Raw genomic sequence first — 21,703 nt, forward strand, 5'->3', positions numbered from 1 at the left:
AGGCGGATTTGGTTCCAGAGTAAGGGTAAGCGATGAATGGGCAGGGCGCCAGAAACAAAAAAGCCGGAGAGCGACCCCCGGCAAAAACAGCATTGCAGTGTTATTCTGCGCTGAACCATTCGTCCGCGCTTTCCCAGGTTTCCTGAAGGATTTCCTCAATCAGATCCCGGTCGGTTTTGGCGCCCCCCAGCACAGAGAGCCCGTTGGCGCCGGCATAACGGACGTGCACGACGGCGCCTGGAAACTGGCGATTGACCCGTTTGCCCAGCTCGCCGGTCAGCGCCTCAATGGCGCCCGACGGCAGCGGCCGGGTTTTATCTATAGTGACTTCAACACGCATAATTGCCCCCGAAGCGATTTACTGTTTATTTATACAGTTAACCGTAAGCGAGGGCAAGAGGGCGAAGCAAAAATATCAGCCTTTCAGCGACCAGTTCAGGGTTTCGCCGGCCAGGAATGGGATCACGGATTCATTGCCCAGGGCGATCTCTTCCGGCTGGGTGGTCGGCACGCGCTGCAGTTCGATGAAGTCTTCGTTGAGCGGCAGGCCATAGAAGCGTGGGCCGTTGAGCGAGCAGAAGGCCTCGAAGTGCTCCAACGCGCCGAGCTGTTCGAAGACGGCAGCGTAAGCCGGGATCGCATTCGGCGCATTGAAGCAGCCGGCGCAGCCGCAGCTGGACTCTTTGCGATGCTTGAGGTGCGGCGCGGAGTCGGTGCCGAGGAAGAAGCGGTCCGAGCCGCTGGCCACCGCCTGACGCAGCGCTTCCTGATGGACGTTGCGCTTGAGGATCGGCAGGCAGAACAGGTGTGGGCGAATGCCGCCGACCAGCATGTGGTTGCGGTTGAACATCAGGTGCTGCGGGGTGATGGTGGCGCCGAGGAAACGGTTGCCTGCCTGCACGTACTGCGCCGCTTCTTTGGTGGTGATGTGTTCGAAGACGATTTTCAGTTCCGGGAAGTGACGGCGGATAGGCTCCATCACCTGTTCGATAAAGCGCGCCTCGCGGTCGAAAATATCGACGGCAGGATCGGTCACTTCACCGTGGATCAGCAGCGGCATGCCGATTTTTTGCATTTGCTCGAACAGCGGGTAAATGCCGGTCACGTCGCTGACGCCGTGGCTGGAGTTGGTGGTGGCGTTGGCCGGATACAGCTTGGCGGCGGTAAACACCCCTTGTTCGAAACCGCTGACCAGTTCACTGGCCGCCAGAGAGTTGGTCAGGTAACAGGTCATCAGCGGAGTAAAGTTGTGACCCTGCGGCACCGCCGCCAGAATCCGATCGCGGTAGGCGCGCGCGGCGGCCACGGTCGTCACGGGCGGAACCAGGTTCGGCATCACGATCGCCCGGCCAAATACCTGGCTGGTATAGGGCACCACCGTTTTCAGCATCTCATCGTCACGCAGGTGGATATGCCAGTCGTCTGGGCGGCGGATTTTCAGAACTTGAGGTTGTGCGGTCATCTAGCTAGGCTCCGGCGGTCAAATACGTCTAATGAAAAGCGAATAATGGGTTTATTCACGCCGGGGTGTAAGGATAAGCGGAAAGTGCCGCAGATGCATCTGTTTGTTGGCGACAAGTTGAAATCAACGGCGCAGCAGGCGCATAGTGACAATGATTTCAACGATGCCGACGCCAATAGCGTCGACTTTCATCAAGTGGAAAGGGAGAAAACAATGGAAGTACGCGTTATCGCCACCCTGCAAGCGAAAGCGGGATTTGAGGCCGCAGTCAGTGAAGCGGTGCACGACATTCTCGAGCCGAGCCGCCAGGAGCTGGGCAACCTGCAATATGATTTGCATCGCGATCTGGAAAAGCCGGGCACCTTCGTGTTCTTCGAGCGTTGGGCCAGCAGCGAAGCGCTGGATAAGCATAATGAGACGGCGCATTTTCAGCAGTTCGTCAGTCGACTTGACGGCAAGTTGGATGTTCTGGACATCAAAAAACTGAAAAAGATCGCCTGAGCTTTTTGCAGGCAAGAAAAAACCCGCCGTCGGCGGGTTTTTTTAGGGGGGCAGATTAACTTATTCGTTAACCGGCTGCGGCTTGGTGGCCGGCGCGGTGGCCTGGCTCACTGCAGAGTGACCACCGGCTGAACCTTTGCCTTCAAAGTTGAAGGAAGGGCGCTGCCAGTCGCTGTGCTTGCGTTCTTCCGGCTCGTAGGCCGGCGCAGGCGCTTTGGTCATCGGCGCAGTGGCGATGTGTTTGTACAGCGCGTCCTGCACGGCTTTCACCGGCGCCGGCTGCTGAGCAACCGCAGGCGCAGGCTCGGCGGCCGTTGGTTCCGACGCTTTTTCTACCGGAGCGGCTGCCGCTGCAGGTGCGGCTTCTACCACTGGCGCTTCTTCCGCCGGCGCGGCTTCTACCGGTGCAGTTTCGACCACAGGCTCGTCTTCCGCTGGCTTAGCTTCAACCACTGGCTCTGCCGCTACGGTTTCAGCTACCGGCTGAGCTTCCACTGCAGGGGCAGTCTCTTCCGCTTTCGGTTCTTTAACCGCAACCGTTGCCGGGGCGGTTTCCACCGGCGCCGGGGTTTCCTCGGCCGGGGTGGCAACAACCGGCGCTACGACTGCCGCTTCTTCCGTTACGGTGACGGCGGCAGTTTCAACGGCGGCTTCTGGTGCCGGTTCGTTGACGCTGGCCGCGGCCTGAGTTTCTTCCACGGCAACGCTGTGCTGTTCAACCGCTGCGGCGACAACCGGCGCCTGCTCTACGGCTTCGGTTTGCACTTCGGCTTCTTCAACCTGAGCGACCGGGTAGCTTACCCAGACTTTGCCTGATGCCATTTCCGGAGAAGCGAACGCGCCCACCAACGGCATTGGGGATTGCAGAGGGTAACGCTCGTCGCGGTAACGACGGCGACGCTGGCCGCTGACGCGCAGGTGACGCGGTGAACGACGGGAACGACGCGGCATGCCTTCGCCGTTGCCGCGGTTTTCGCCCTGGGCATCGTCTTCCGCCTGAGCGGCAACGGTTTCCGGCAGCAGCTTCACGCTGTCGTCGGCGGTTGGCTGCGCATCTTCGGCTTTCGCTACCGGCGCTTTCGGCGCCAACAGCTCTTCCGCTGCGCGCTGCAGCTCTTCTTCCGCGGACAGGATGCGCACTTTCTGCGTCAGAGGGCGGCGCTGACGGCGCTGCATGTTCTGCTGCTGGCGTTCTTCCTGCTCTTCGTCGGTGCTCTCGACCGCGTCAACGCTTTCCAGCGCTTTCACTTCCTGCTGAGCCTGACGTTTCTCTTCCTGACGACGACGCTGGCGTTCAGCACGCTGTCCACGGCGCTGCTGCTGATCTTCGCGCGGCGCTTTAGCGCTTTCTTCCGAGGCAGTTTCCTCCGCTACCGGCGCGTTCTGCTGCTGGTTGCGGCGGTTACGGCGCTGCTCATCGCGGGATTCACGCGATTCACGGCCTTCACGGTTCTCACGCGGTTCACGGTTGTCGCGTTCGCGATTGTCACGGCCTTCACCGCGCTCTTTACGTTCGCCGCGTTCCGGACGATCGCCACGGTCGCTACGCTCACCGCGCTCTTTACGGCCGGTGCCTTGACGGCGTTGACCGCGACGATCCTGACGACGGTTTTCACCGTTGCCTTCCGCCTTCGGCGTTTCGGCCGGTTTGGCTTCTTCGACGGCAGGTTGTTCTTCACCGGCGAACAGGCTCTTCAAACCACCGAACAGGCGGCCCAGGAAGCCCGGCTTGGCGGCGGCCGGCGCAGCGGCTTTAGCCTTGGCGGCTGCAGCGACAGGTTTGGCAACGGCGACGGGTTCTTCAGCCGGCGGCGGCACATCGGCGGACAGGGAGAAGGAAGCCAGGGCCGGTTGCTCCGGACGCTTGCGTTCCATCGGCGCATCTTCCAGCGGACGCTCCATGTCTTCTTCGTGCAGTTTCGGCAGCAGGTAGCTGAGGGTAGAGGTTTCCTCGCCCTTGCGTACGCGCAGCACCGAGTAGTGCGGGGTTTGCATTTCATCGTTCGGCACGATGACGGCTTTCACGCCACCCTGACGTTTTTCGATCGCGCTGACGGATTCACGCTTTTCGTTCAGCAGGTACGAAGCGACCTGAACCGGTACGATAGCGTGAACTTCTTTGGTGTTTTCCTTCAGCGCTTCTTCTTCGATCAGGCGCAGGATGGACAGTGCCAGCGATTCGTTGTCGCGGATGGTGCCGGTGCCGTTACAGCGTGGGCACACGTGGTGGCTGGATTCACCCAGCGACGGGCTGAGGCGCTGACGCGACATTTCCAGCAGGCCGAAACGGGAGATGCGGCCGATTTGGATGCGCGCGCGGTCTTGACGCACGGCGTCGCGCAAGCGGTTTTCCACTTCGCGCTGGTGGCGTACCGGCGTCATGTCGATGAAGTCGATGACGATCAGGCCGCCGAGATCGCGCAGGCGCAGCTGGCGAGCGATTTCGTCCGCCGCTTCCAGGTTGGTGTTGAACGCCGTCTCTTCGATGTCGCCGCCGCGGGTTGCGCGTGCGGAGTTGATGTCGATGGCGGTCAGCGCTTCGGTGCTGTCGATGACGATCGAGCCGCCGGACGGCAGGCGCACTTCGCGTTGGAAGGCGGATTCGATCTGCGATTCGATCTGATAGTGGCTGAACAGAGGAATTTCACCGCTGTACAGTTTGATTTTGCTGCTGAAATCCGGGCGGCCCAGCGCGGCGATGTGCTCTTTGGCCAGATCGAGAATTTTCGGGTTGTCGATCAGGATTTCGCCGATGTCCGGGCGCAGGTAATCGCGGAAGGCGCGCACGATAACGTTGCTTTCCTGGTGGATCAGGAACGGCGCAGGGCGGCCTTCGGCGGCTTTTTTGATCGCTTCCCAGTGCTTCAGACGGAAGGAGAGATCCCACTGCAGCGCGTCGGCGGATTTGCCTACGCCCGCGGTGCGAACGATCAGGCCCATGCCGTCCGGCAGTTGCAGCGAAGAGAGCGCTTCTTTCAGCTCGGTGCGATCGTCACCCTCGATGCGGCGAGAAATACCGCCGGCGCGCGGGTTGTTCGGCATCAGCACCAGATAGCTGCCCGCCAGGCTGATGAAGGTGGTCAAGGCGGCGCCTTTGTTGCCACGTTCTTCTTTGTCTACCTGAACGATGACTTCCTGGCCTTCGCGCAGCACATCTTTGATGTTCGGGCGGCCATGGGAAGAGTAATTGCTAGGGAAGTATTCGCGGGCGATTTCTTTAAGAGGGAGGAAACCATGTCGTTCTGCGCCGTAGTCCACGAACGCTGCTTCAAGACTTGGTTCAATGCGGGTGATTTTGCCTTTGTAAATATTCGCTTTTTTCTGCTCATGACCCGGACTTTCGATATCCAAATCATACAGCCGCTGTCCATCTACGAGGGCAACACGCAACTCTTCCTGCTGAGTTGCGTTAATCAACATTCTTTTCATCTTAACTTACTCGTTATTTTTACATTATCGACAAAGCTGCGGGCAAAATAACCTCATGGCCGGAGTTAAACCGAAAGCCCCGTGTCTTCTCGCAAAGCCGTCAACCTCACGGTTGTCGCCTGCATAGGGGCGCATTATCTCGGTAAGCCTGCTTTTCTTTGTGAAAGACAGCACTTTTACTAGGGGAATAGCCTCTGATTTACGTCGACAGATCTGATTCCATTTGCCGGCCAAGCTGCAACCCGCAGCCCGCTAATTGTTTGATTTCGCATTACGTCTTACGCCATTGCTGCGTTTTTGCGCGATCAGACAAATTTTATAATTCCACCGTTTTCCCTGTTTAACGAGAATCAACGCGGAAAGTGACTGCATTATTCCACTGCTGATGCCGTTATAGCAAGGTGACTTTTCCTTAACTGCGGAAGAAATCGCAAACGTTCAAATCGGCTTGCTGCCTTATTGTCCGCTGGGGTTTCGCCCGCCGTCAGAGAGACAGTTAAGCACAGAAAAAGATGTGGCGCTATTCACGCGCTCTATTTAGAATCCCGCACCATGAAAACGAACAATCCAGCAGTACAATTCATCACGATTTCCGACGACGAAGCCGGTCAGAGAATCGACAACTTTCTGCTCGCTCGCCTGAAAGGCGTGCCGAAGAGCATGATTTATCGCATCGTGCGCAAAGGCGAGGTGCGGGTTAATAAAGGGCGCATCAAGGTCGAATACAAATTGGCGGCCGGCGACGTGGTGCGCGTGCCGCCGGTGCGCGTGGCCGAGCGCGAAGAGGCGCCGGTGTCGGCGAAGCTGGATAAGGTGGCGGCGCTGGCCGACTGCATTCTGTATGAAGATGACCACCTGCTGATCCTCAACAAGCCTTCCGGCACCGCGGTGCACGGCGGCAGCGGCCTGAGCTTCGGCGTGATTGAAGGGCTGCGGGCGCTGCGCCCTGAGGCCCGTTTCCTGGAGCTGGTGCATCGGCTCGATCGCGATACCTCCGGCGTGCTGTTGGTTGCCAAGAAGCGTTCCGCGCTGCGTTCGCTGCATGAGCAACTGCGGCTGAAGGGCATGCAGAAGGATTATCTGGCGCTGGTGCGCGGCCAGTGGCAGTCCCACTGCAAGGCCGTACAGGCGCCGCTGCTGAAAAACATTCTGCAAAGCGGTGAACGTATCGTGCGCGTCAACAGCGAAGGCAAGCCTTCGGAAACCCGCTTCAAGGTGGAAGAGCGTTACGAATTCGCCACCCTGGTGAAGGCCAGCCCAATCACCGGGCGTACCCACCAGATCCGCGTGCACACCCTGCATGCCGGGCATCCGATCGCCTTTGACGATCGCTACGGCGACCGCGAGTTCGATCGTCAACTGGCGGGTACCGGCCTGAAGCGTCTGTTCCTGCACGCCGCGGCGCTGCGCTTCGAGCATCCGGCCACCGGCGAAACGATGCGTATCGAAGCGCCGATGGACGAAGAACTGCGTCATTGCCTGCAAGTGCTGCGCCGACAGGCCGCCAAATAATCCGCGTCACACCAGCGGGTTGATGCCTTCAGCCCGCAACATCTCCAACAGCGCGATCAACGGCAGGCCGACCAGGGCGTTCGGATCCCGGCCTTCCAGCCTGTCGAACAACGCGATCCCCAACCCCTCGCTCTTGAAACTGCCCGCGCAGTTCAGCGGTTGCTCCAGACGCACATAGGCGGCGATCTCCGCTTCGCTCAGCGCGCGAAAATGCACGTGGAAAGGCTCGCATAGGGCCTGCAGCTGCTTGCTGCGGCCGTTGTACAGCGCCAGGCCGGTGTAGAAGGTCACGGCCTGGCCGCTTACCTGGCGCAGCTGCGCGCGGGCGTTTTCCTCGGTATGGGGCTTGCCGGTGATGCTGCCATCGATCACGCAGACCTGATCGGAACCGATGATCAGATGCTCGGGGTAGGCGAGGGCCAGCGCCTGGGCCTTCGCTGCCGCCAGGCGCAGCACCAGCGCTTCCGCGCCTTCGCCCGGCAGCGGGGTTTCATCCACCTCCGGCGCGGCGCAGTCGAACGGCAGCTGCAGTTTCTCCAGCAGCATTTTTCGATAGGGGGAGGTGGAGGCTAAAAGCAATCTCTGCATAATTTTTTTCGTAAACCGTAGCGTAAATGGGTACGGCATTTTAAACTGTCGGCCGCTGTGGAAGCGAATATTGGTGAAAGGAGCCGTTTTACGGCCTTTTTCTTTGACTCTATGTCGTTACAAAGTTAATATGCGCGCCCTATGCAAAAGGTAAAATTACCCTTGACCATTGATGCGGTACGTACCGCTCAGAAACGCCTGGACTATGCTGGTGTCTATGCGCCTGAGCAGGTTACTCGTGTTGCCGACTCCGTGGTCAGTGTGGACAGTGATGTTGAGGTGTCGTTGTCGTTTAATATCGACAATCAACGCCTCGCGGTGATAACAGGGCATGCGGACGTCACGGTAACGTTGATGTGCCAACGCTGTGGAGTCCCGTTCGAACATCAGGTTCACACAACATATTGTTTTAGCCCGGTCGTCAATGATGAGCAGGCTGAGGCATTACCGGAAGCGTACGAACCGATCGAAGTTGACGAGTTTGGCGAAGTCGATCTGTTGGCAATGATTGAAGACGAAATTATTCTTTCACTGCCTGTCGTTCCGGTACATGAATCTGAACACTGTGAAGTGTCCGAAGCGGACATGGTATTTGGCCAACTGCCTCCCGAGGCGGAGAAACCGAATCCGTTTGCCGTATTAGCCAGTTTAAAGCGTAAGTAATTGAGGAGTAAGGTCCATGGCCGTACAACAGAATAAACCAACCCGTTCCAAGCGTGGCATGCGTCGTTCTCACGATGCTCTGACCACGACTACTCTGTCTGTAGACAAAGTATCCGGTGAAACTCACCGTCGTCACCACATCACTGCCGACGGTTTCTACCGCGGTCGCAAGGTTATCGGCTAAGTAGCGATACCTTGACTCGTCTAACCCTGGCGTTAGATGCAATGGGCGGGGACTTCGGTCCCTGCGTCACAGTGCCTGCTTCGTTGCAGGCACTGGCCTCTAATTTACAGCTTCATCTCTTGCTGGTCGGTAATCCCGACGCCATCTCCCCTTTGCTTGCCCACGCCGATCCGGTTCTTCTGGAGCGTCTGCAAGTCGTGCCCGCCGAGTCTGTGATCGCCGGCGACGCCAAACCCTCACAAGCGATACGCGCCAGCCGCGGCACGTCGATGCGCATTGCGCTCGAACAGCTCAGCAGCGGCAACGCGCAGGGCTGCGTCAGCGCCGGCAATACCGGCGCGCTGATGGGATTGGCGAAGCTGTTGGTCAAGCCGTTGGAGGGCATTGAGCGCCCGGCGCTGATGACGGTGATCCCGAACCAGCAGCGCAGCAAAACCGTGGTGCTGGATCTGGGCGCCAACGTCGAGTGCGACAGCACCATGCTGGTGCAGTTTGCCGTGATGGGCGCGGTGATGGCGGAAGAGGTGATCGGCATTGCGCAACCGCGGGTGGCGCTGCTGAATATCGGCGAAGAAGAGACCAAAGGCCTGGATAATATCCGCGAAGCGGCCGCTGTGCTAAAAAATACTCCGGCAATCAACTATATTGGTTACCTGGAAGGAAACGAACTGCTCACCGGCAAGACCGATGTGTTGGTCTGCGACGGCTTCGTGGGCAACGTCACGCTGAAAACCATGGAAGGGGTGGTCAGGGTGTTCTTATCGCTGCTGAAATCGTCCGGCGATGGAAACAAGCGAGCCTGGTGGCTGAAATTGTTGGGCCGTTGGTTGCAAAAACGGGTGGTCAAGCGGTTCGGCCACCTGAACCCCGACCAGTATAATGGCGCATGTCTGTTAGGATTGCGCAGCACCGTAGTCAAGAGCCACGGCGCTGCGAACCCTCACGCGTTTGCAGTCGCAATCGAACAGGCTGTGCAGGCGGTGCAGCGGCAAGTCCCGGAAAGGATTGCTGCGCGCCTTGAGGCTGTATTACCTAAGAGTGACTGATCGTACATGTATACAAAGATTCTCGGTACGGGGAGTTATTTGCCCGTACAAGTGCGCACCAATGCTGATTTGGAAAAAATGGTGGATACCTCTGACGAGTGGATCGTCACGCGTACCGGTATTCGCGAACGTCGCATCGCCGCTGCGGATGAAACCGTCGCGACGATGAGCTTCCAGGCCGCTGAGAAAGCTCTGGAAATGGCAGGTGTGGCTAAAGAAGACATTGGGCTTATCGTCGTGGCGACCACCACGACGACTCACGCGTTCCCGAGTGCGGCGTGCCTGGTGCAGCAAATGTTGGGCATCAAAGACTGCGCGGCGTTCGATCTGGCTGCGGCCTGCGCCGGCTTTACTTATGCGCTCAGCGTGGCCGATCAGTACGTGAAAAACGGCGCGGTCAAACATGCGCTGGTTATCGGCGCGGACGTCTTGTCGCGCACGCTGGATCCTGAAGATCGCGGCACCATCATTCTGTTTGGTGATGGCGCAGGGGCGGTGGTGCTGGGGGCTTCTGAAGAGCAGGGCATTCTGTCTACCCACCTGCATGCCGACGGCAGCTACGGCAGCCTGCTGACGCTGCCTTACAAGGATCGTCAGAATCAAGACAAGCCGGCCTATGTCACCATGGCGGGCAATGAAGTCTTCAAGGTTGCGGTCACCGAACTGGCGCGCATCGTCGATGAGACGTTGCAGGCCAACAACATGGACCGCAGCGAGCTGGATTGGCTGGTGCCGCACCAGGCCAACCTGCGTATCATCAGCGCAACGGCGAAAAAACTGGGCATGGGGATGGACAAAGTGGTGGTGACGCTCGATCGTCACGGCAACACCTCTGCCGCCTCGGTGCCTTCCGCACTGGACGAAGCCGTGCGAGACGGGCGAATTCAGCGTGGCCAGCTGGTGCTGCTGGAAGCCTTCGGCGGCGGCTTTACCTGGGGCTCGGCGCTGGTTCGTTTCTGATTTGAACAGGAATAAAAAATGACGCAATTTGCTTTTGTTTTCCCGGGCCAGGGGTCACAGGCCGTTGGCATGCTGGCCGAATTGGCCGCACAGTTCCCGATCGTCGAAGAGACTTTCGGCGAGGCCTCTTCCGCGCTGGGTTACGATCTGTGGCAGCTGGTGCAGCAAGGCCCGGCGGAAGAGCTGAACAAGACCTGGCAGACCCAACCGGCTCTGCTGGCGGCTTCTGTGGCGATTTTCCGCGTGTGGCAGCAGCAGGGCGGTAAAGCGCCCGCATTGATGGCGGGCCACAGCCTGGGCGAATACTCGGCGCTGGTCTGCGCCGGCGTGCTGGACTTCAAGGCGGCGATCCGCCTGGTCGAGCTGCGCGGTAAGCTGATGCAGGAAGCGGTGCCGGAAGGCACAGGCGCTATGTACGCCATCATCGGCCTGGACAACGACGCGATCGCCAAGGCGTGCGAAGAGTCCGCGCAGGGACAGGTGGTTTCTCCGGTCAACTTCAACTCGCCGGGCCAGGTGGTTATCGCCGGCAATAAAGAAGCGGTTGAACGTGCAGGCGCCGCCTGTAAAGCGGCGGGCGCCAAACGTGCACTGCCGCTGCCGGTGAGCGTGCCTTCGCACTGCGCGCTGATGAAACCGGCCGCCGACAAGTTGGCCGTGGCGCTGAAGGACATCACCTTCAACGCGCCGCAGGTGCCGGTGGTGAACAACGTCGACGTACGTACCGAAAACGATCCTGAAGCGATCCGCAGTGCGCTGGTGCGTCAGCTGTACAGCCCGGTGCGTTGGACCGAGAGCGTTGAATTTATCGCAGCACAGGGAGTGACGTCGCTGCTGGAAGTGGGGCCGGGCAAAGTGCTGACCGGTCTCACTAAACGTATTGTTGACACCCTGACGGCTGCGGCGGTGAACGACACCGCCAGCCTGTCGGCGGCGCTTGAACAATAAAGAGGAAAATGATGAGCTTCGAAGGTAAAATCGTTCTGGTCACCGGCGCGAGCCGCGGTATTGGCCGAGCTATTGCAGAAACGTTTGTGGCCCGCGGCGCCAAAGTGATCGGCACCGCGACCAGCGAGAGCGGCGCTGAAGCGATCAGCGGCTACCTGGGCGCAAACGGCAAAGGGTTTATGTTGAACGTTGTTGATGCGCAATCTATCGACAGCGTGCTGGCATCGATTCGCGCCGAATTTGGCGAAATCGACATTTTAGTGAATAATGCCGGCATTACGCGTGATAACCTGCTGATGCGTATGAAGGATGATGAGTGGGAGGATATCCTCGACACTAACCTGACTTCCGTATTCCGCCTGTCAAAAGCGGTAATGCGCGCTATGATGAAAAAGCGGTTTGGCCGTATCATCACCATCGGTTCCGTTGTCGGCACCATGGGGAACGCAGGGCAGGCGAACTACGCGGCGGCTAAAGCCGGTCTGATTGGTTTTAGCAAATCTTTGGCACGTGAAGTTGCTTCTCGTGGCATTACGGTCAACGTCGTGGCACCTGGCTTTATTGAGACGGACATGACACGGGCGTTGACAGATGATCAACGCGCAGGCATTTTGTCATCAGTTCCAGCCAACCGGCTGGGCGATGCTAAAGAAATCGCCAGCGCTGTTGCATTTTTGGCCTCTGATGAGGCCGGCTATATCACCGGTGAAACGTTACATGTCAATGGCGGCATGTACATGATTTAAAAAATGTGAAAACCATTTGCGTTATTTGAGGCAAAAACCGCAAAATAGCGTAAAATCGTGGTTTGACCAGCCGGGATTTAGTTGCATCTTTTTCAGCATTTTATACACTACGAAAACCATCGCGAAAGCGAGTTTTGATAGGAAATTTAAGAGTATGAGCACTATCGAAGAACGCGTTAAGAAAATCATTGTTGAGCAACTGGGTGTTAAACAGGAAGAAGTTTTGAACAACGCTTCTTTCGTTGAAGATCTGGGCGCTGATTCTCTTGACACCGTTGAGCTGGTAATGGCACTGGAAGAAGAATTCGACACCGAGATTCCAGACGAAGAAGCTGAGAAGATCACTACTGTTCAGGCAGCTATTGATTTCATCAACGCTAGCCAGCAGTAAGAGAACATATCTAGGCGGTCGTTCGACCGCCTAAGTTTTTTCTATCCCTAGTGTCATATTTTTCCCTCCCTGGAGGACAAACGTGTCTAAGCGTCGAGTAGTTGTGACCGGACTGGGCATGTTGTCTCCTGTCGGCAATACGGTAGAGTCCACGTGGAACGCTCTTCTTGCCGGTCAGAGTGGCATCAGCCTGATCGACCATTTCGATACCACTGCCTATGCGACCAAGTTTGCTGGCCTGGTAAAGAATTTTAATTCTGAGGATTTCATCTCTCGCAAAGATGCGCGCAAGATGGACGCCTTTATCCAGTACGGTATCGCTGCGGGCATGCAAGCCATGCAGGATGCAGGTCTGGACATCACCGAGGCTAACGCCAGCCGCATTGGAGCCGCGATCGGTTCCGGCATCGGCGGCCTGGGTTTGATTGAAGAAAACCACAGTTCACTGGTTAACGGTGGCCCACGGAAAATCAGTCCGTTCTTCGTGCCTTCCACCATCGTGAATATGATTGCAGGCCACCTGACAATCATGTACGGCATGCGTGGCCCAAGCATCTCCATCGCCACCGCCTGTACTTCAGGTGTGCACAACATCGGCCATGCCGCGCGTATCATTGCTTACAATGATGCTGACGTGATGCTGGCCGGTGGGGCAGAGAAAGCCAGCACCCCATTGGGCGTCGGCGGCTTTGGCGCAGCTCGCGCCCTGTCCACCCGTAATGACAACCCGCAGGCGGCGAGCCGTCCGTGGGATAAAGACCGCGACGGCTTCGTGCTGGGCGACGGCGCCGGCATGATGGTGCTGGAAGAGTACGAGCACGCGAAAAAACGCGGCGCGAAAATCTACGCCGAAGTGGTGGGCTTTGGGATGAGCAGCGATGCTTATCACATGACGTCGCCGCCGGAAAACGGCGCAGGCGCTGCGCTGGCGATGGAAAATGCCCTGCTTGACGCCGGTGTGACCCCGTCACAAATCGGCTACATCAATGCGCACGGCACCTCTACGCCGGCGGGTGACCAGGCGGAAGCGCAGGCGGTGAAATCCGTCTTCGGCGCTGATGCCCAGCGCGTGCTGGTGAGCTCGACCAAATCGATGACCGGCCACCTGTTGGGTGCGGCGGGCGCGATCGAGTCTATCTTCACCGTGCTGGCGCTGCGCGATCAGGCGGTACCGCCGACCATCAACCTGGATAACCCGGATGAAGGTTGCGATCTGGACTTCGTGCCTCACGAAGCGCGCCAGGTCAGCGATATGGAGTACACCTTGTGTAACTCCTTCGGCTTTGGCGGCACCAACGGCTCGCTGATCTTCCGCCGAGTGTAACTCGCGTGGTTGTTCGCTGATGAAAGCCCGGTTTTTAACCGGGCTTTTTTGCGCGCGCAATTTGACGGAGAGGGGCATCTGCAGGGGGTTATTTAATATTTTTCGCCGCTTGCAAGATGGATTGATTGCCAAGTGTAGCCTGCCACATGTCGAATTGAGTACGCCATTCTTCGAAGGGGGCGCCCAGTGAGCGCGGATCGCCGCTCATGGAATAAGCCATCCCCTCAATCAGCCATGAGGGCTTGGTCAACATGGCGAGATTACCGAAGGATTCTGCCTGCCGATAGTGGATCATTTCATGCGTTAAGTAGAACGCTGTCCAACCGCGTGGTGCAACAATCAGACCGAGATCACCAATCGCAGCGGCGGCCCGTTTTCCCATGCCGAACATCTCGGCGCAGGCTGCTGCGCTGCAGAACACGACTCGAGGGCTGCCGATAAATGGTCCGACGGCGTTACTGGCGTGCGCATAGCCGGTTAGATAAAGCTTTTGAGCATCTACTAATTTTGCGACATCATCCGTGCAGAGGGTTGCTGTTGGGCATGTTATTCCCGGCAGCAATGAGGGGAAGGCAACGCGCAGCGGCTTTATGGTCAGCAGCCCGGCAGTTATCAGAATGGTAAATAAAATTATAATTATTGATAATATTTTTTTGTATTTCATGCGGATAGCCTAATTTTTCCAATGAGCTACCATAACACCAGCCGAGCTGGATGATAAGTGGTCATATTGAGCGCTTTTGCATTAACGGCCGCCTGCTATTCTGCGAGCGTAATGAAATCACCCGGCAACAGGAGGAAGCATGTACTGGATTAACGGACAACGCCACGATGCGCTGGCGCCGAGCGATCGTGGCCTGCAGTTCGGCGACGGCTGCTTTACTACCGCCCGGGTTATCGACGGTAAAATCGAGCTGCTGCCCTGGCATCTGGAGCGGCTGCAGCAGGCGGCCCAACGGCTGATGCTGCCCGCCACCGATTGGCCGGCTTTCGAGCGCGAGATGGCGCAGGCGGCAGAATCAATTTCGCTCGGCGTGGTCAAAGCGATACTGACGCGCGGCAGCGGTGGACGAGGCTACAGCCCGACGGGGTGCGAAAACCCGACGCGCATCGTCGCCCGCAGCAGCTACCCTGCGCACTATTTGCAGTGGCGCGAGCAGGGCATCACGCTTGCGCTCAGCCCGGTGGCGCTGGCGCGCAATCCGCTGCTGGCGGGGTTGAAGCATTTGAACCGCCTGGAGCAGGTGCTGATCCGCGCGCATCTTGACCAGACGGCCGCCGACGAGGCGCTGGTGCTTGACACTGCCGGTATGCTGGTGGAATGCTGTGCGGCTAATTTGTTCTGGCGTAAGGGAAAAGCGGTGTTTACCCCTGACCTGAGCCAGGCGGGCGTCGCGGGCCTGATGCGGCGACGGGTGATCGCACTGCTGGCGGGATCGGAATACCGTCTGCACTGCGTCAGCGAGCCGCTGGAGACGCTGGCCGATGCCGACGAAGTCCTGGTGAGCAACGCGCTGATGCCGCTGCTGCCGGTAAACGTTGCTCAATCATGGCGTTATCATTCGCGCCAGCTGTATGATTTTTTGCGTCCACACTGTTAACCATGGCTGATTGATGAAGAAAAGAAAGCTGAAGGTCCTGTCTGTTATTGTTGTTCTGGCATTGGCGCTGCTGTTTTGGGGCTACCAGAAGATCGAACGCTTTGCCGATACGCCGCTGGCTATCCAGCAAGAGACTATCTTCAAACTGCCTGCCGGCACCGGCCGGGTGGCGCTGGAAGGGTTACTGGTACGCGATAAACTGGTGCGCAGCGGCCGCTGGTTCCAGTGGCTGCTGAAACTGGAACCGGAGCTGGCGGAGTTCAAGGCCGGAACCTACCGGTTCACGCCGGGCATGACGGTGCGCCAGATGCTGAAACTGTTGGCCAGCGGTAAAGAGGCGCAGTTCACCGCGCGCTTTATCGAAGGCTCACGCCTGCGTGACTGGCAGCAGGTGCTCCAGCAGTCCAAATACCTGAAACACACCCTGGCGGGCAAAAGTGACGCGGAGATCGCCGCCGCGCTCGGCATTGCTGCAGGAGAAACCCCGGAAGGGCGGCTGTACCCGGATACCTACCAGTATACCGCCGGCATGAGCGACATCGCGCTGCTCAAACGTGCCCACGTCCGCATGAACAAAGCGCTGCAGGCCGCCTGGGACGGCCGCGACACCAGTCTGCCGTACAAAACGCCGGAAGAGCTGCTGACCATGGCATCGATCGTCGAGAAAGAGACCGCCGTGCCGGAAGAGCGCAGCAAGGTGGCGTCGGTGTTCGTCAACCGTTTGCGTCTCGGCATGCGTCTGCAGACCGATCCGACGGTGATCTACGGCATGGGCGAGAGCTATAATGGCAACATCACGCGCAAGGATCTGGAGACGCCGACGCCTTACAACACCTATGTGATCGCCGGCCTGCCGCCAACGCCGATCGCCATGCCGGGCGAGGCCTCGTTGCAGGCGGCTGCCAATCCGGCTAAAACGCCTTATCTCTATTTTGTCGCCGACGGCAAGGGTGGGCATACCTTCACCACCAATCTGGCGAGCCATAACCAGGCGGTGCGCGTGTACCGCCAGGCGTTAAAGGAAAAGAATGAAAAGTAAATTCGTTGTAATCGAAGGGCTGGAAGGCGCGGGCAAAACCACTGCGCGCGACACGGTAGTCAATGTGCTGCGTGAACATGGCATCAACGACATCGTCTTCACCCGTGAACCCGGCGGCACGCCGTTGGCGGAGAAGCTGCGCGACCTGTTCAAGCGCGGCATCGACGGCGAATTGCCGACCATCAAGGCCGAAGTCTTGATGCTGTACGCTGCGCGCGTGCAGTTGGTGGAAACCGTGATCAAACCCGCCCTGGCGCGTGGCTCCTGGGTGGTGGGCGATCGCCACGATCTCTCTTCACAAGCCTATCAGGGCGGCGGCCGTGGCGTGGATCCGCAGCTGATGACCTCGCTGCGCGACACCGTGCTGGGGGATTTTCGCCCGGATCTGACGGTCTATCTCGATCTGCCTCCGCTGGTCGGCCTGCAACGCGCGCAGGCGCGCGGTCAGCTGGATCGCATCGAGCAGGAGGCGCTGCCGTTCTTCGAACGCACCCGCGCTCGCTATCTCGAACTGGCGGCGCAGGACGAAACGATCGTCACCGTCGACGCCGCCCAGCCGCTGGAGCAGGTGACTGCGGCGATCCGCGACTGCGTCAGCCACTGGCTGCGGCAGCAGGAAGGCGCATAATGAACTGGTATCCGTGGCTGAATGGCCCTTATCGCCAGCTGATTGGGCAGTACGCCGACGGCCGTGGCCATCATGCGCTGCTGCTGCATGCGGCGGCGGGCAATGGTGACGATGCGTTGGCCTACGGCCTGAGCCGTTGGTTGATCTGCCAACAGCGCAACGGCGAAAAAAGCTGCGGCGAGTGCCACAGCTGCCGGTTGATGCTGGCGGGCAATCACCCGGATTATCACGTGCTGGCGCCGGAAAAGGGCAAGAGCAGCCTGGGCATCGAACCCATCCGCCAGGTGATTGAAACGCTGTACGCCCACGCGCAACAGGGCGGCGCCAAGGTGATTTGGCTGCCGCAGGCGGAACAGCTGACCGAGGCGGCGGCCAACGCGCTGTTGAAAACGCTGGAAGAGCCGCCGGAGAAAACCTATTTTCTGTTGGGTTGCCGTGAGCCATCGCGGCTGATGGCAACGCTGCGCAGCCGCTGCCTGTACTGGCATTTGGCCAGCCCGGATGAGCAGCTCAGCCTGCAGTGGTTGGGCCGGCAGGCGGCGGGCTCTCAGACAGACCGAGTCACGGCGCTGCGCCTGCACGACGGCGCGCCCCTGGCCGCCGAACAGCTGTTGCAACCGCAGCAGTGGCAACAGCGCGGCGCCCTGTGCGCCGCATTGAGCGCCGCGCTGCCGCAACGCGATATGCTGTCGCTGTTGCCGGTGCTAAACCATGAAGACGTCGCCGAACGCCTGCATTGGCTGTGCGCGTTATTGGTGGACGCAATGAAGTGGCAACAGGGCGCGCATCACTATGTATTGAATCAGGATCAGCAGCCGCTGGTGCATCAGCTGGCCAGCCTGCTGAGCAGCGCTTCTGCTGCAACAGATTGTGCAGCAGTGGCTGAACTGCCGTCACCAGCTGCTCAGCGTAGTGGGCGTCAACCGCGAGCTGCTGCTGACCGAACAGTTACTTCGCTGGGAACAGATGCTTGGCGCCGCCGGCTATTCCCAACCTCATTCGCTGTAAAGTAAAAGAGTTAAAAATTATGTTGTTAGTCGATTCTCATTGCCACCTTGACGGCCTGGATTACCAAACGCTGCACCAGAATGTAGACGACGCGCTGGCCAAGGCCAAGGCGCGCGACGTCGGCTATGTGCTGGCGGTCGCCACCACGTTGCCGGGTTACCGTTCCATGACCGAACTGATCGGCGAGCGCAACGATGTGGCTTTCTCCTGCGGGGTGCATCCGCTTAATCTGGAAGAGGGCTATGATTACGCCGAGCTGCGTCGCCTGGCGGCGGCGGAGCAGGTGGTGGCGCTGGGAGAGACCGGGCTCGATTACTTCTACCAGAAAGACAACCTTGAGCTGCAGCAGGACTCTTTCCGCGAACATATCCGCATTGGCCGTGATCTGAACAAGCCGGTGATCGTCCACACCCGCGAGGCGCGCGCGGACACGCTGGCGATCCTGCGTGAAGAGAACGCGCAAGACTGCGGCGGCGTGCTGCACTGCTTCACCGAAGATCTGGCCACGGCCGAAGCCTTGCTGGATCTGGGTTTCTACATCTCCTTCTCCGGCATCGTCACCTTCCGTAATGCCGAACAGCTGCGCGAAGTGGCACGTTACGTGCCGCTGGATCGCATGCTGGTGGAAACCGACTCGCCTTATCTGGCGCCGGTGCCGCATCGCGGCAAAGAAAACCAACCCGCCTATGTGCGTGATGTGGCTGAATACATGGCGGTATTGAAGGGCGTCAGCCTGGAACAGCTGGCCGAAGCGACCACCGCCAACTTTTCACGCTTATTTCACCTCGAACTGTGATCTTTGGCCTAGGCTATAGCGGTAGGTCATTGTCTGCGTAATTTTTTTTAAGCTCGTAATTAATCACTGAAACGGGTAAGGTTCGCTCCCGTTTCAGGGTGATTGGTGCGCGTTTTTTGCTCTGTTTTGCCAAAAAAACGCCGGTTTATGCAAAGTTGCCGCGGCTCGATCATCGAAACGTGATTGTCATCAAACATTGCGCAGACTATTTATTTTACTCTGCGTAATAAATTCAAGGGGTGCTCAGACACCCTGAATTGCAGGGGTTTTTCTCCCCCCTTGCAGCGCGACCAATCGCGACAAGAAGTAGCAAAGCATTATTACTCAGGAGCACACTCAACTATGTTCAAGAACGCATTTGCAAACCTGCAAAAAGTAGGTAAATCGCTAATGCTGCCGGTGTCCGTGTTGCCTATCGCAGGTATCCTGCTGGGCGTCGGTTCCGCCAACTTTAGCTGGCTACCTGCGGTAGTCTCCCACGTGATGGCGGAAGCGGGCGGTTCGGTCTTCGCCAACATGCCGCTGATTTTCGCCATCGGCGTCGCCTTGGGCTTTACTAACAACGACGGCGTTTCCGCGCTGGCGGCGGTGGTGGCTTACGGCATCATGGTGAAAACCATGGCGGTGGTTGCGCCGCTGGTGCTGCACTTGCCGGCTGAAGAAATTGCGGCCAAACACCTGGCGGATACCGGTGTGCTCGGGGGGATTATCTCCGGAGCCATCGCGGCCTATATGTTTAACCGCTTCTTCCGCATTCAACTGCCGGAATACCTGGGCTTCTTTGCCGGTAAGCGTTTCGTGCCGATCATTTCCGGTCTGGCGGCGATCGTTCTGGGCGTAGTGCTGTCCTTCATCTGGCCGCCGATCGGTACGGCTATCCAGACCTTCTCGCAGTGGGCGGCTTATCAGAACCCGGTCGTGGCCTTCGGCATCTACGGCGTGGTTGAGCGTGCACTGGTGCCGTTCGGTCTGCACCACATCTGGAACGTCCCGTTCCAAATGCAAATTGGTGAGTTCACCAACGCGGCGGGCCAGGTATTCCACGGTGATATCCCTCGCTATATGGCGGGCGACCCGACCGCGGGCAAACTGTCCGGCGGCTTCCTGTTCAAAATGTACGGTCTGCCTGCTGCGGCCATCGCCATCTGGCACTCGGCTAAGCCGGAAAACCGCGCGAAAGTCGGCGGCATCATGATCTCCGCCGCGCTGACCTCGTTCCTGACCGGTATCACCGAGCCGATCGAATTCTCCTTCATGTTCGTTGCGCCGATCCTGTACGTGATCCACGCTATCCTGGCCGGCCTGGCGTTCCCAATCTGCATCCTGTTGGGCATGCGTGACGGCACCAGCTTCTCGCACGGCCTGATCGACTTTATCGTACTGAGCGGCAACAGCAGCAAAATCTGGCTGTTCCCAATCGTCGGCATCATCTACGGTCTGGTGTACTACACCATCTTCCGCGTGCTGATCGCCAAGCTGGATCTGAAAACGCCGGGCCGTGAAGACACCGCTGCCGAGCAGACTGCGCAGGGCGGTTCCGAAATGTCCGCCGCGCTGGTTCAGGCCTTCGGCGGCAAAGAAAACATCACTAACCTGGATGCTTGCATCACCCGTCTGCGCGTCAGCGTGGCCGACGTGTCCAAAGTTGACCAGGCGGGCCTGAAGAAACTGGGCGCAGCCGGCGTAGTCGTCGCTGGCTCCGGCGTGCAGGCCATCTTCGGCACCAAGTCCGACAACCTGAAAACCGATATGGACGAATACATCCGTAATCACTGATTCAGGCAGGGGAGTTATCAAGGGAGGCGAAAGCCTCCCTTTTTTATTGCCTGTCGTCAGGCGCTAAGGCGCTGTTCGAGTTCGGCGAGAGAAGGAAGGAACCAGACCTGTTCGCCGCGGTTGGCTTCGCGCACGAAATCTTGCAGCGCGTTGCTTTTCGCCAGCCAGGGGGGGATATCGCCTAGCAGCGCCACGCGCAGGCGGTAGTTGATAAATTTCTGCAATACGGCGCCGGCAATGCCGCTTCTGAGCTGGAAAAAGGTGGCGTCCAGGCGGTTGACGGGGAGGGCAATCATCCCGGCATCGTGTTCAAAGGCGGGCGCGATAAACAGGCTGACGTCGTTTTCGTCTTTCAACATCGGCCCGGCTTCGGCGAAAACCACCAGGCGCAGATCATGGATTTGCTGCACGGCGTAGCTCATCGGTGCTCCGGGAGTCAGGGTTTGGCATGTTTTTGCAGGTAATGCTCGAACACCGCCAGCGTTTCGTCCGAGATATGGTGTTCAATCCCTTCGCTGTCCAGCTCGGCGGTTTCGCTCGGCACCCCGACGCACATCAGCAGATCGACCACGATGCGGTGACGGCGGCGCACCTTCTGCGCCAGCTGCTCGCCTTCTTCCGTTAAAAACACCCCGCGATAAGGGCGCGATTCCACCAGCCCAGCGCTTTTCAGCCGCGCGATATTTTTGATCGCCGTCGGGTGAGACACGCCGAAGCGGCGCGCGATGTCGGTGGTTCTGGCTTCGCGGGTGCTTTGCAGCAAATCGGCGATCAGCTCAACGTAATCTTCGATCAGCGCATTGGACTGCGCTTCGCGGGCGCGGCTAAAACGCAGGGCGTGCTCGGCCTCGTCCGGCATGTCGGTCTGGGCGTGGCGGTCGGCGTTATCTGGCGCGCGGGTAACCATAGCGTGGGGCGTCCTGTAAGCATAAAAATGGCATCTCCCGGCAATACGGGGAGGGTTGCCCTAAGTTAGTCCAAATAGCACACATTATCAATTCGATGCCACGCATTGTGGTAGTTAGAAATATCTCTACACAAAGCCAATGAATTTCGCCTGTTGCATAAAGTGTAGCCGATGCTACATTGTCAGCATGATAG

General features: G+C 58.6%; 22 protein-coding genes and 1 pseudogene. 16 read left to right on the forward strand and 7 right to left on the reverse strand.

The features are described 5' to 3' along the window. Positions 1 to 100: 100 nt before the first annotated feature. Positions 101 to 340: a DNA damage-inducible protein I gene (dinI, locus tag ACORQT_RS09185; protein ID WP_033650738.1), complete on the reverse strand. Its 240-nt coding sequence runs from the start codon at positions 338 to 340 to the stop codon at positions 101 to 103. A gap of 75 nt (positions 341 to 415) precedes the next feature. Then, positions 416 to 1,462, reverse strand: a complete 1,047-nt coding sequence (pyrC, locus tag ACORQT_RS09190; protein ID WP_047026294.1) for a dihydroorotase — start codon at positions 1,460 to 1,462, stop codon at positions 416 to 418. Positions 1,463 to 1,675: 213 nt separating this feature from the next. Between pyrC and ACORQT_RS09195 the strand changes: the two genes are divergently transcribed. Further along, a complete protein-coding gene (locus ACORQT_RS09195) occupies positions 1,676 to 1,963 on the forward strand; it encodes a putative quinol monooxygenase (protein WP_025302406.1) in 288 nt (95 codons plus the stop codon). 60 nt (positions 1,964 to 2,023) lie between these two features. Here ACORQT_RS09195 and rne read toward each other — a convergent pair whose 3' ends face one another. Then, the gene (rne, locus tag ACORQT_RS09200) at positions 2,024 to 5,392 is read right to left on the reverse strand and encodes a ribonuclease E (RefSeq protein WP_444859362.1); all 3,369 of its coding nucleotides are present in this window, start codon (positions 5,390 to 5,392) and stop codon (positions 2,024 to 2,026) included. A 552-nt stretch (positions 5,393 to 5,944) separates the two neighbouring features. On the opposite strand from rne, the gene rluC reads away from it, so the two are divergent. Continuing rightward, positions 5,945 to 6,904, forward strand: a complete 960-nt coding sequence (rluC, locus tag ACORQT_RS09205; RefSeq protein ID WP_004927787.1) for a 23S rRNA pseudouridine(955/2504/2580) synthase RluC — start codon at positions 5,945 to 5,947, stop codon at positions 6,902 to 6,904. Positions 6,905 to 6,910: 6 nt separating this feature from the next. On the opposite strand, the gene ACORQT_RS09210 is transcribed toward rluC, so the two are convergent. Continuing rightward, a complete protein-coding gene (locus ACORQT_RS09210) occupies positions 6,911 to 7,492 on the reverse strand; it encodes a Maf family protein (protein WP_164057154.1) in 582 nt (193 codons plus the stop codon). 141 nt (positions 7,493 to 7,633) lie between these two features. Between ACORQT_RS09210 and yceD the strand changes: the two genes are divergently transcribed. The 8 genes from yceD (at position 7,634) to fabF (ending at position 13,754) form a co-directional block, all read left to right on the forward strand. Then, positions 7,634 to 8,155 (forward strand): 23S rRNA accumulation protein YceD, encoded by a 522-nt coding sequence (gene yceD / locus ACORQT_RS09215; RefSeq protein ID WP_004927780.1) that lies wholly within the window; start codon positions 7,634 to 7,636, stop codon positions 8,153 to 8,155. Between the two features lie 16 nt (positions 8,156 to 8,171). After that, positions 8,172 to 8,339 carry a 50S ribosomal protein L32 gene (gene rpmF, locus ACORQT_RS09220; RefSeq protein WP_004927778.1) on the forward strand — a complete coding sequence of 56 codons (168 nt, stop codon included), beginning with the start codon at positions 8,172 to 8,174 and terminating at the stop codon, positions 8,337 to 8,339. Positions 8,340 to 8,350: 11 nt separating this feature from the next. Further along, positions 8,351 to 9,385, forward strand: a complete 1,035-nt coding sequence (gene plsX / locus ACORQT_RS09225; RefSeq protein ID WP_071841648.1) for a phosphate acyltransferase PlsX — start codon at positions 8,351 to 8,353, stop codon at positions 9,383 to 9,385. A 6-nt stretch (positions 9,386 to 9,391) separates the two neighbouring features. After that, positions 9,392 to 10,345 (forward strand): beta-ketoacyl-ACP synthase III, encoded by a 954-nt coding sequence (locus ACORQT_RS09230; RefSeq protein ID WP_033642683.1) that lies wholly within the window; start codon positions 9,392 to 9,394, stop codon positions 10,343 to 10,345. 18 nt (positions 10,346 to 10,363) lie between these two features. Continuing rightward, positions 10,364 to 11,293, forward strand: coding sequence for an ACP S-malonyltransferase (gene fabD, locus ACORQT_RS09235; RefSeq protein WP_033642684.1), 930 nt, complete (start codon positions 10,364 to 10,366; stop codon positions 11,291 to 11,293). 11 nt (positions 11,294 to 11,304) lie between these two features. Next, on the forward strand, positions 11,305 to 12,039 hold the full coding sequence (fabG, locus tag ACORQT_RS09240; protein ID WP_004928729.1) for a 3-oxoacyl-ACP reductase FabG: 735 nt from the start codon (positions 11,305 to 11,307) through the stop codon (positions 12,037 to 12,039). 154 nt (positions 12,040 to 12,193) lie between these two features. Next, positions 12,194 to 12,430 (forward strand): acyl carrier protein, encoded by a 237-nt coding sequence (gene acpP / locus ACORQT_RS09245; RefSeq protein ID WP_004719003.1) that lies wholly within the window; start codon positions 12,194 to 12,196, stop codon positions 12,428 to 12,430. A gap of 82 nt (positions 12,431 to 12,512) precedes the next feature. After that, entirely contained in the window at positions 12,513 to 13,754 is a 1,242-nt protein-coding gene (gene fabF, locus ACORQT_RS09250) for a beta-ketoacyl-ACP synthase II (protein ID WP_033642685.1), read from the forward strand. Positions 13,755 to 13,842: 88 nt separating this feature from the next. Here the strand turns inward: fabF and ACORQT_RS09255 are convergent, their stop codons facing one another. Beyond that, positions 13,843 to 14,418 carry a hypothetical protein gene (locus ACORQT_RS09255; RefSeq protein WP_197801255.1) on the reverse strand — a complete coding sequence of 192 codons (576 nt, stop codon included), beginning with the start codon at positions 14,416 to 14,418 and terminating at the stop codon, positions 13,843 to 13,845. Between the two features lie 139 nt (positions 14,419 to 14,557). On the opposite strand from ACORQT_RS09255, the gene pabC reads away from it, so the two are divergent. The 6 genes and pseudogenes from pabC to ptsG all read left to right on the forward strand — a co-directional run bounded on the left by pabC (position 14,558) and on the right by ptsG (position 20,602). Next, positions 14,558 to 15,355: an aminodeoxychorismate lyase gene (pabC, locus tag ACORQT_RS09260; protein ID WP_033642686.1), complete on the forward strand. Its 798-nt coding sequence runs from the start codon at positions 14,558 to 14,560 to the stop codon at positions 15,353 to 15,355. A gap of 13 nt (positions 15,356 to 15,368) precedes the next feature. Further along, positions 15,369 to 16,394 (forward strand): endolytic transglycosylase MltG, encoded by a 1,026-nt coding sequence (gene mltG, locus ACORQT_RS09265; RefSeq protein ID WP_089196922.1) that lies wholly within the window; start codon positions 15,369 to 15,371, stop codon positions 16,392 to 16,394. Next, entirely contained in the window at positions 16,384 to 17,022 is a 639-nt protein-coding gene (gene tmk, locus ACORQT_RS09270) for a dTMP kinase (RefSeq protein WP_042784206.1), read from the forward strand. Before mltG ends, tmk begins: the two co-directional genes overlap by 11 nt. Continuing rightward, a pseudogene (gene holB / locus ACORQT_RS09275) lies at positions 17,022 to 18,030 on the forward strand (DNA polymerase III subunit delta'). The gene tmk and the pseudogene holB overlap by 1 nt, the downstream one beginning before the upstream one ends. Before the next feature lie 19 nt (positions 18,031 to 18,049). Next, positions 18,050 to 18,826, forward strand: a complete 777-nt coding sequence (locus tag ACORQT_RS09280) for a metal-dependent hydrolase (protein WP_042784208.1) — start codon at positions 18,050 to 18,052, stop codon at positions 18,824 to 18,826. A gap of 342 nt (positions 18,827 to 19,168) precedes the next feature. Further along, positions 19,169 to 20,602, forward strand: coding sequence for a PTS glucose transporter subunit IIBC (ptsG, locus tag ACORQT_RS09285; protein WP_019455831.1), 1,434 nt, complete (start codon positions 19,169 to 19,171; stop codon positions 20,600 to 20,602). Between the two features lie 56 nt (positions 20,603 to 20,658). Here the strand turns inward: ptsG and ACORQT_RS09290 are convergent, their stop codons facing one another. Both ACORQT_RS09290 and mntR read right to left on the reverse strand, forming a co-directional pair. Next, a complete protein-coding gene (locus tag ACORQT_RS09290; protein WP_042784209.1) occupies positions 20,659 to 21,024 on the reverse strand; it encodes a DUF4180 domain-containing protein in 366 nt (121 codons plus the stop codon). 14 nt (positions 21,025 to 21,038) lie between these two features. After that, complete coding sequence (mntR, locus tag ACORQT_RS09295; protein ID WP_038875534.1) at positions 21,039 to 21,509, reverse strand: manganese-binding transcriptional regulator MntR; 471 nt, start codon at positions 21,507 to 21,509, stop codon at positions 21,039 to 21,041. Positions 21,510 to 21,703 lie beyond the last annotated feature (194 nt).

This window comes from Serratia sp. (in: enterobacteria) (assembly GCF_052400455.1).
GTDB lineage: Bacteria > Pseudomonadota > Gammaproteobacteria > Enterobacterales > Enterobacteriaceae > Serratia > Serratia ureilytica.

Excerpts from the sequence above, each read along its gene's own strand:
- rluC (WP_004927787.1), top strand. The coding sequence starts at position 5,945 with ATGAAAACGAACAATCCAGCAGTACAATTCATCACGATTTCCGACGAC.
- ACORQT_RS09230 (WP_033642683.1), top strand. The coding sequence starts at position 9,392 with ATGTATACAAAGATTCTCGGTACGGGGAGTTATTTGCCCGTACAAGTG.
- ptsG (WP_019455831.1), top strand. The coding sequence starts at position 19,169 with ATGTTCAAGAACGCATTTGCAAACCTGCAAAAAGTAGGTAAATCGCTA.
- tmk (WP_042784206.1), top strand. The coding sequence starts at position 16,384 with ATGAAAAGTAAATTCGTTGTAATCGAAGGGCTGGAAGGCGCGGGCAAA.
- pyrC (WP_047026294.1), bottom strand. The coding sequence starts at position 1,462 with ATGACCGCACAACCTCAAGTTCTGAAAATCCGCCGCCCAGACGACTGG.
- rne (WP_444859362.1), bottom strand. The coding sequence starts at position 5,392 with ATGAAAAGAATGTTGATTAACGCAACTCAGCAGGAAGAGTTGCGTGTT.
- ACORQT_RS09210 (WP_164057154.1), bottom strand. The coding sequence starts at position 7,492 with ATGCAGAGATTGCTTTTAGCCTCCACCTCCCCCTATCGAAAAATGCTG.
- rpmF (WP_004927778.1), top strand. The coding sequence starts at position 8,172 with ATGGCCGTACAACAGAATAAACCAACCCGTTCCAAGCGTGGCATGCGT.
- ACORQT_RS09280 (WP_042784208.1), top strand. The coding sequence starts at position 18,050 with ATGTTGTTAGTCGATTCTCATTGCCACCTTGACGGCCTGGATTACCAA.
- mntR (WP_038875534.1), bottom strand. The coding sequence starts at position 21,509 with ATGGTTACCCGCGCGCCAGATAACGCCGACCGCCACGCCCAGACCGAC.
- yceD (WP_004927780.1), top strand. The coding sequence starts at position 7,634 with ATGCAAAAGGTAAAATTACCCTTGACCATTGATGCGGTACGTACCGCT.
- ACORQT_RS09255 (WP_197801255.1), bottom strand. The coding sequence starts at position 14,418 with ATGAAATACAAAAAAATATTATCAATAATTATAATTTTATTTACCATT.
- fabD (WP_033642684.1), top strand. The coding sequence starts at position 10,364 with ATGACGCAATTTGCTTTTGTTTTCCCGGGCCAGGGGTCACAGGCCGTT.
- fabG (WP_004928729.1), top strand. The coding sequence starts at position 11,305 with ATGAGCTTCGAAGGTAAAATCGTTCTGGTCACCGGCGCGAGCCGCGGT.
- acpP (WP_004719003.1), top strand. The coding sequence starts at position 12,194 with ATGAGCACTATCGAAGAACGCGTTAAGAAAATCATTGTTGAGCAACTG.
- mltG (WP_089196922.1), top strand. The coding sequence starts at position 15,369 with ATGAAGAAAAGAAAGCTGAAGGTCCTGTCTGTTATTGTTGTTCTGGCA.
- ACORQT_RS09290 (WP_042784209.1), bottom strand. The coding sequence starts at position 21,024 with ATGAGCTACGCCGTGCAGCAAATCCATGATCTGCGCCTGGTGGTTTTC.
- dinI (WP_033650738.1), bottom strand. The coding sequence starts at position 340 with ATGCGTGTTGAAGTCACTATAGATAAAACCCGGCCGCTGCCGTCGGGC.
- ACORQT_RS09195 (WP_025302406.1), top strand. The coding sequence starts at position 1,676 with ATGGAAGTACGCGTTATCGCCACCCTGCAAGCGAAAGCGGGATTTGAG.
- pabC (WP_033642686.1), top strand. The coding sequence starts at position 14,558 with ATGTACTGGATTAACGGACAACGCCACGATGCGCTGGCGCCGAGCGAT.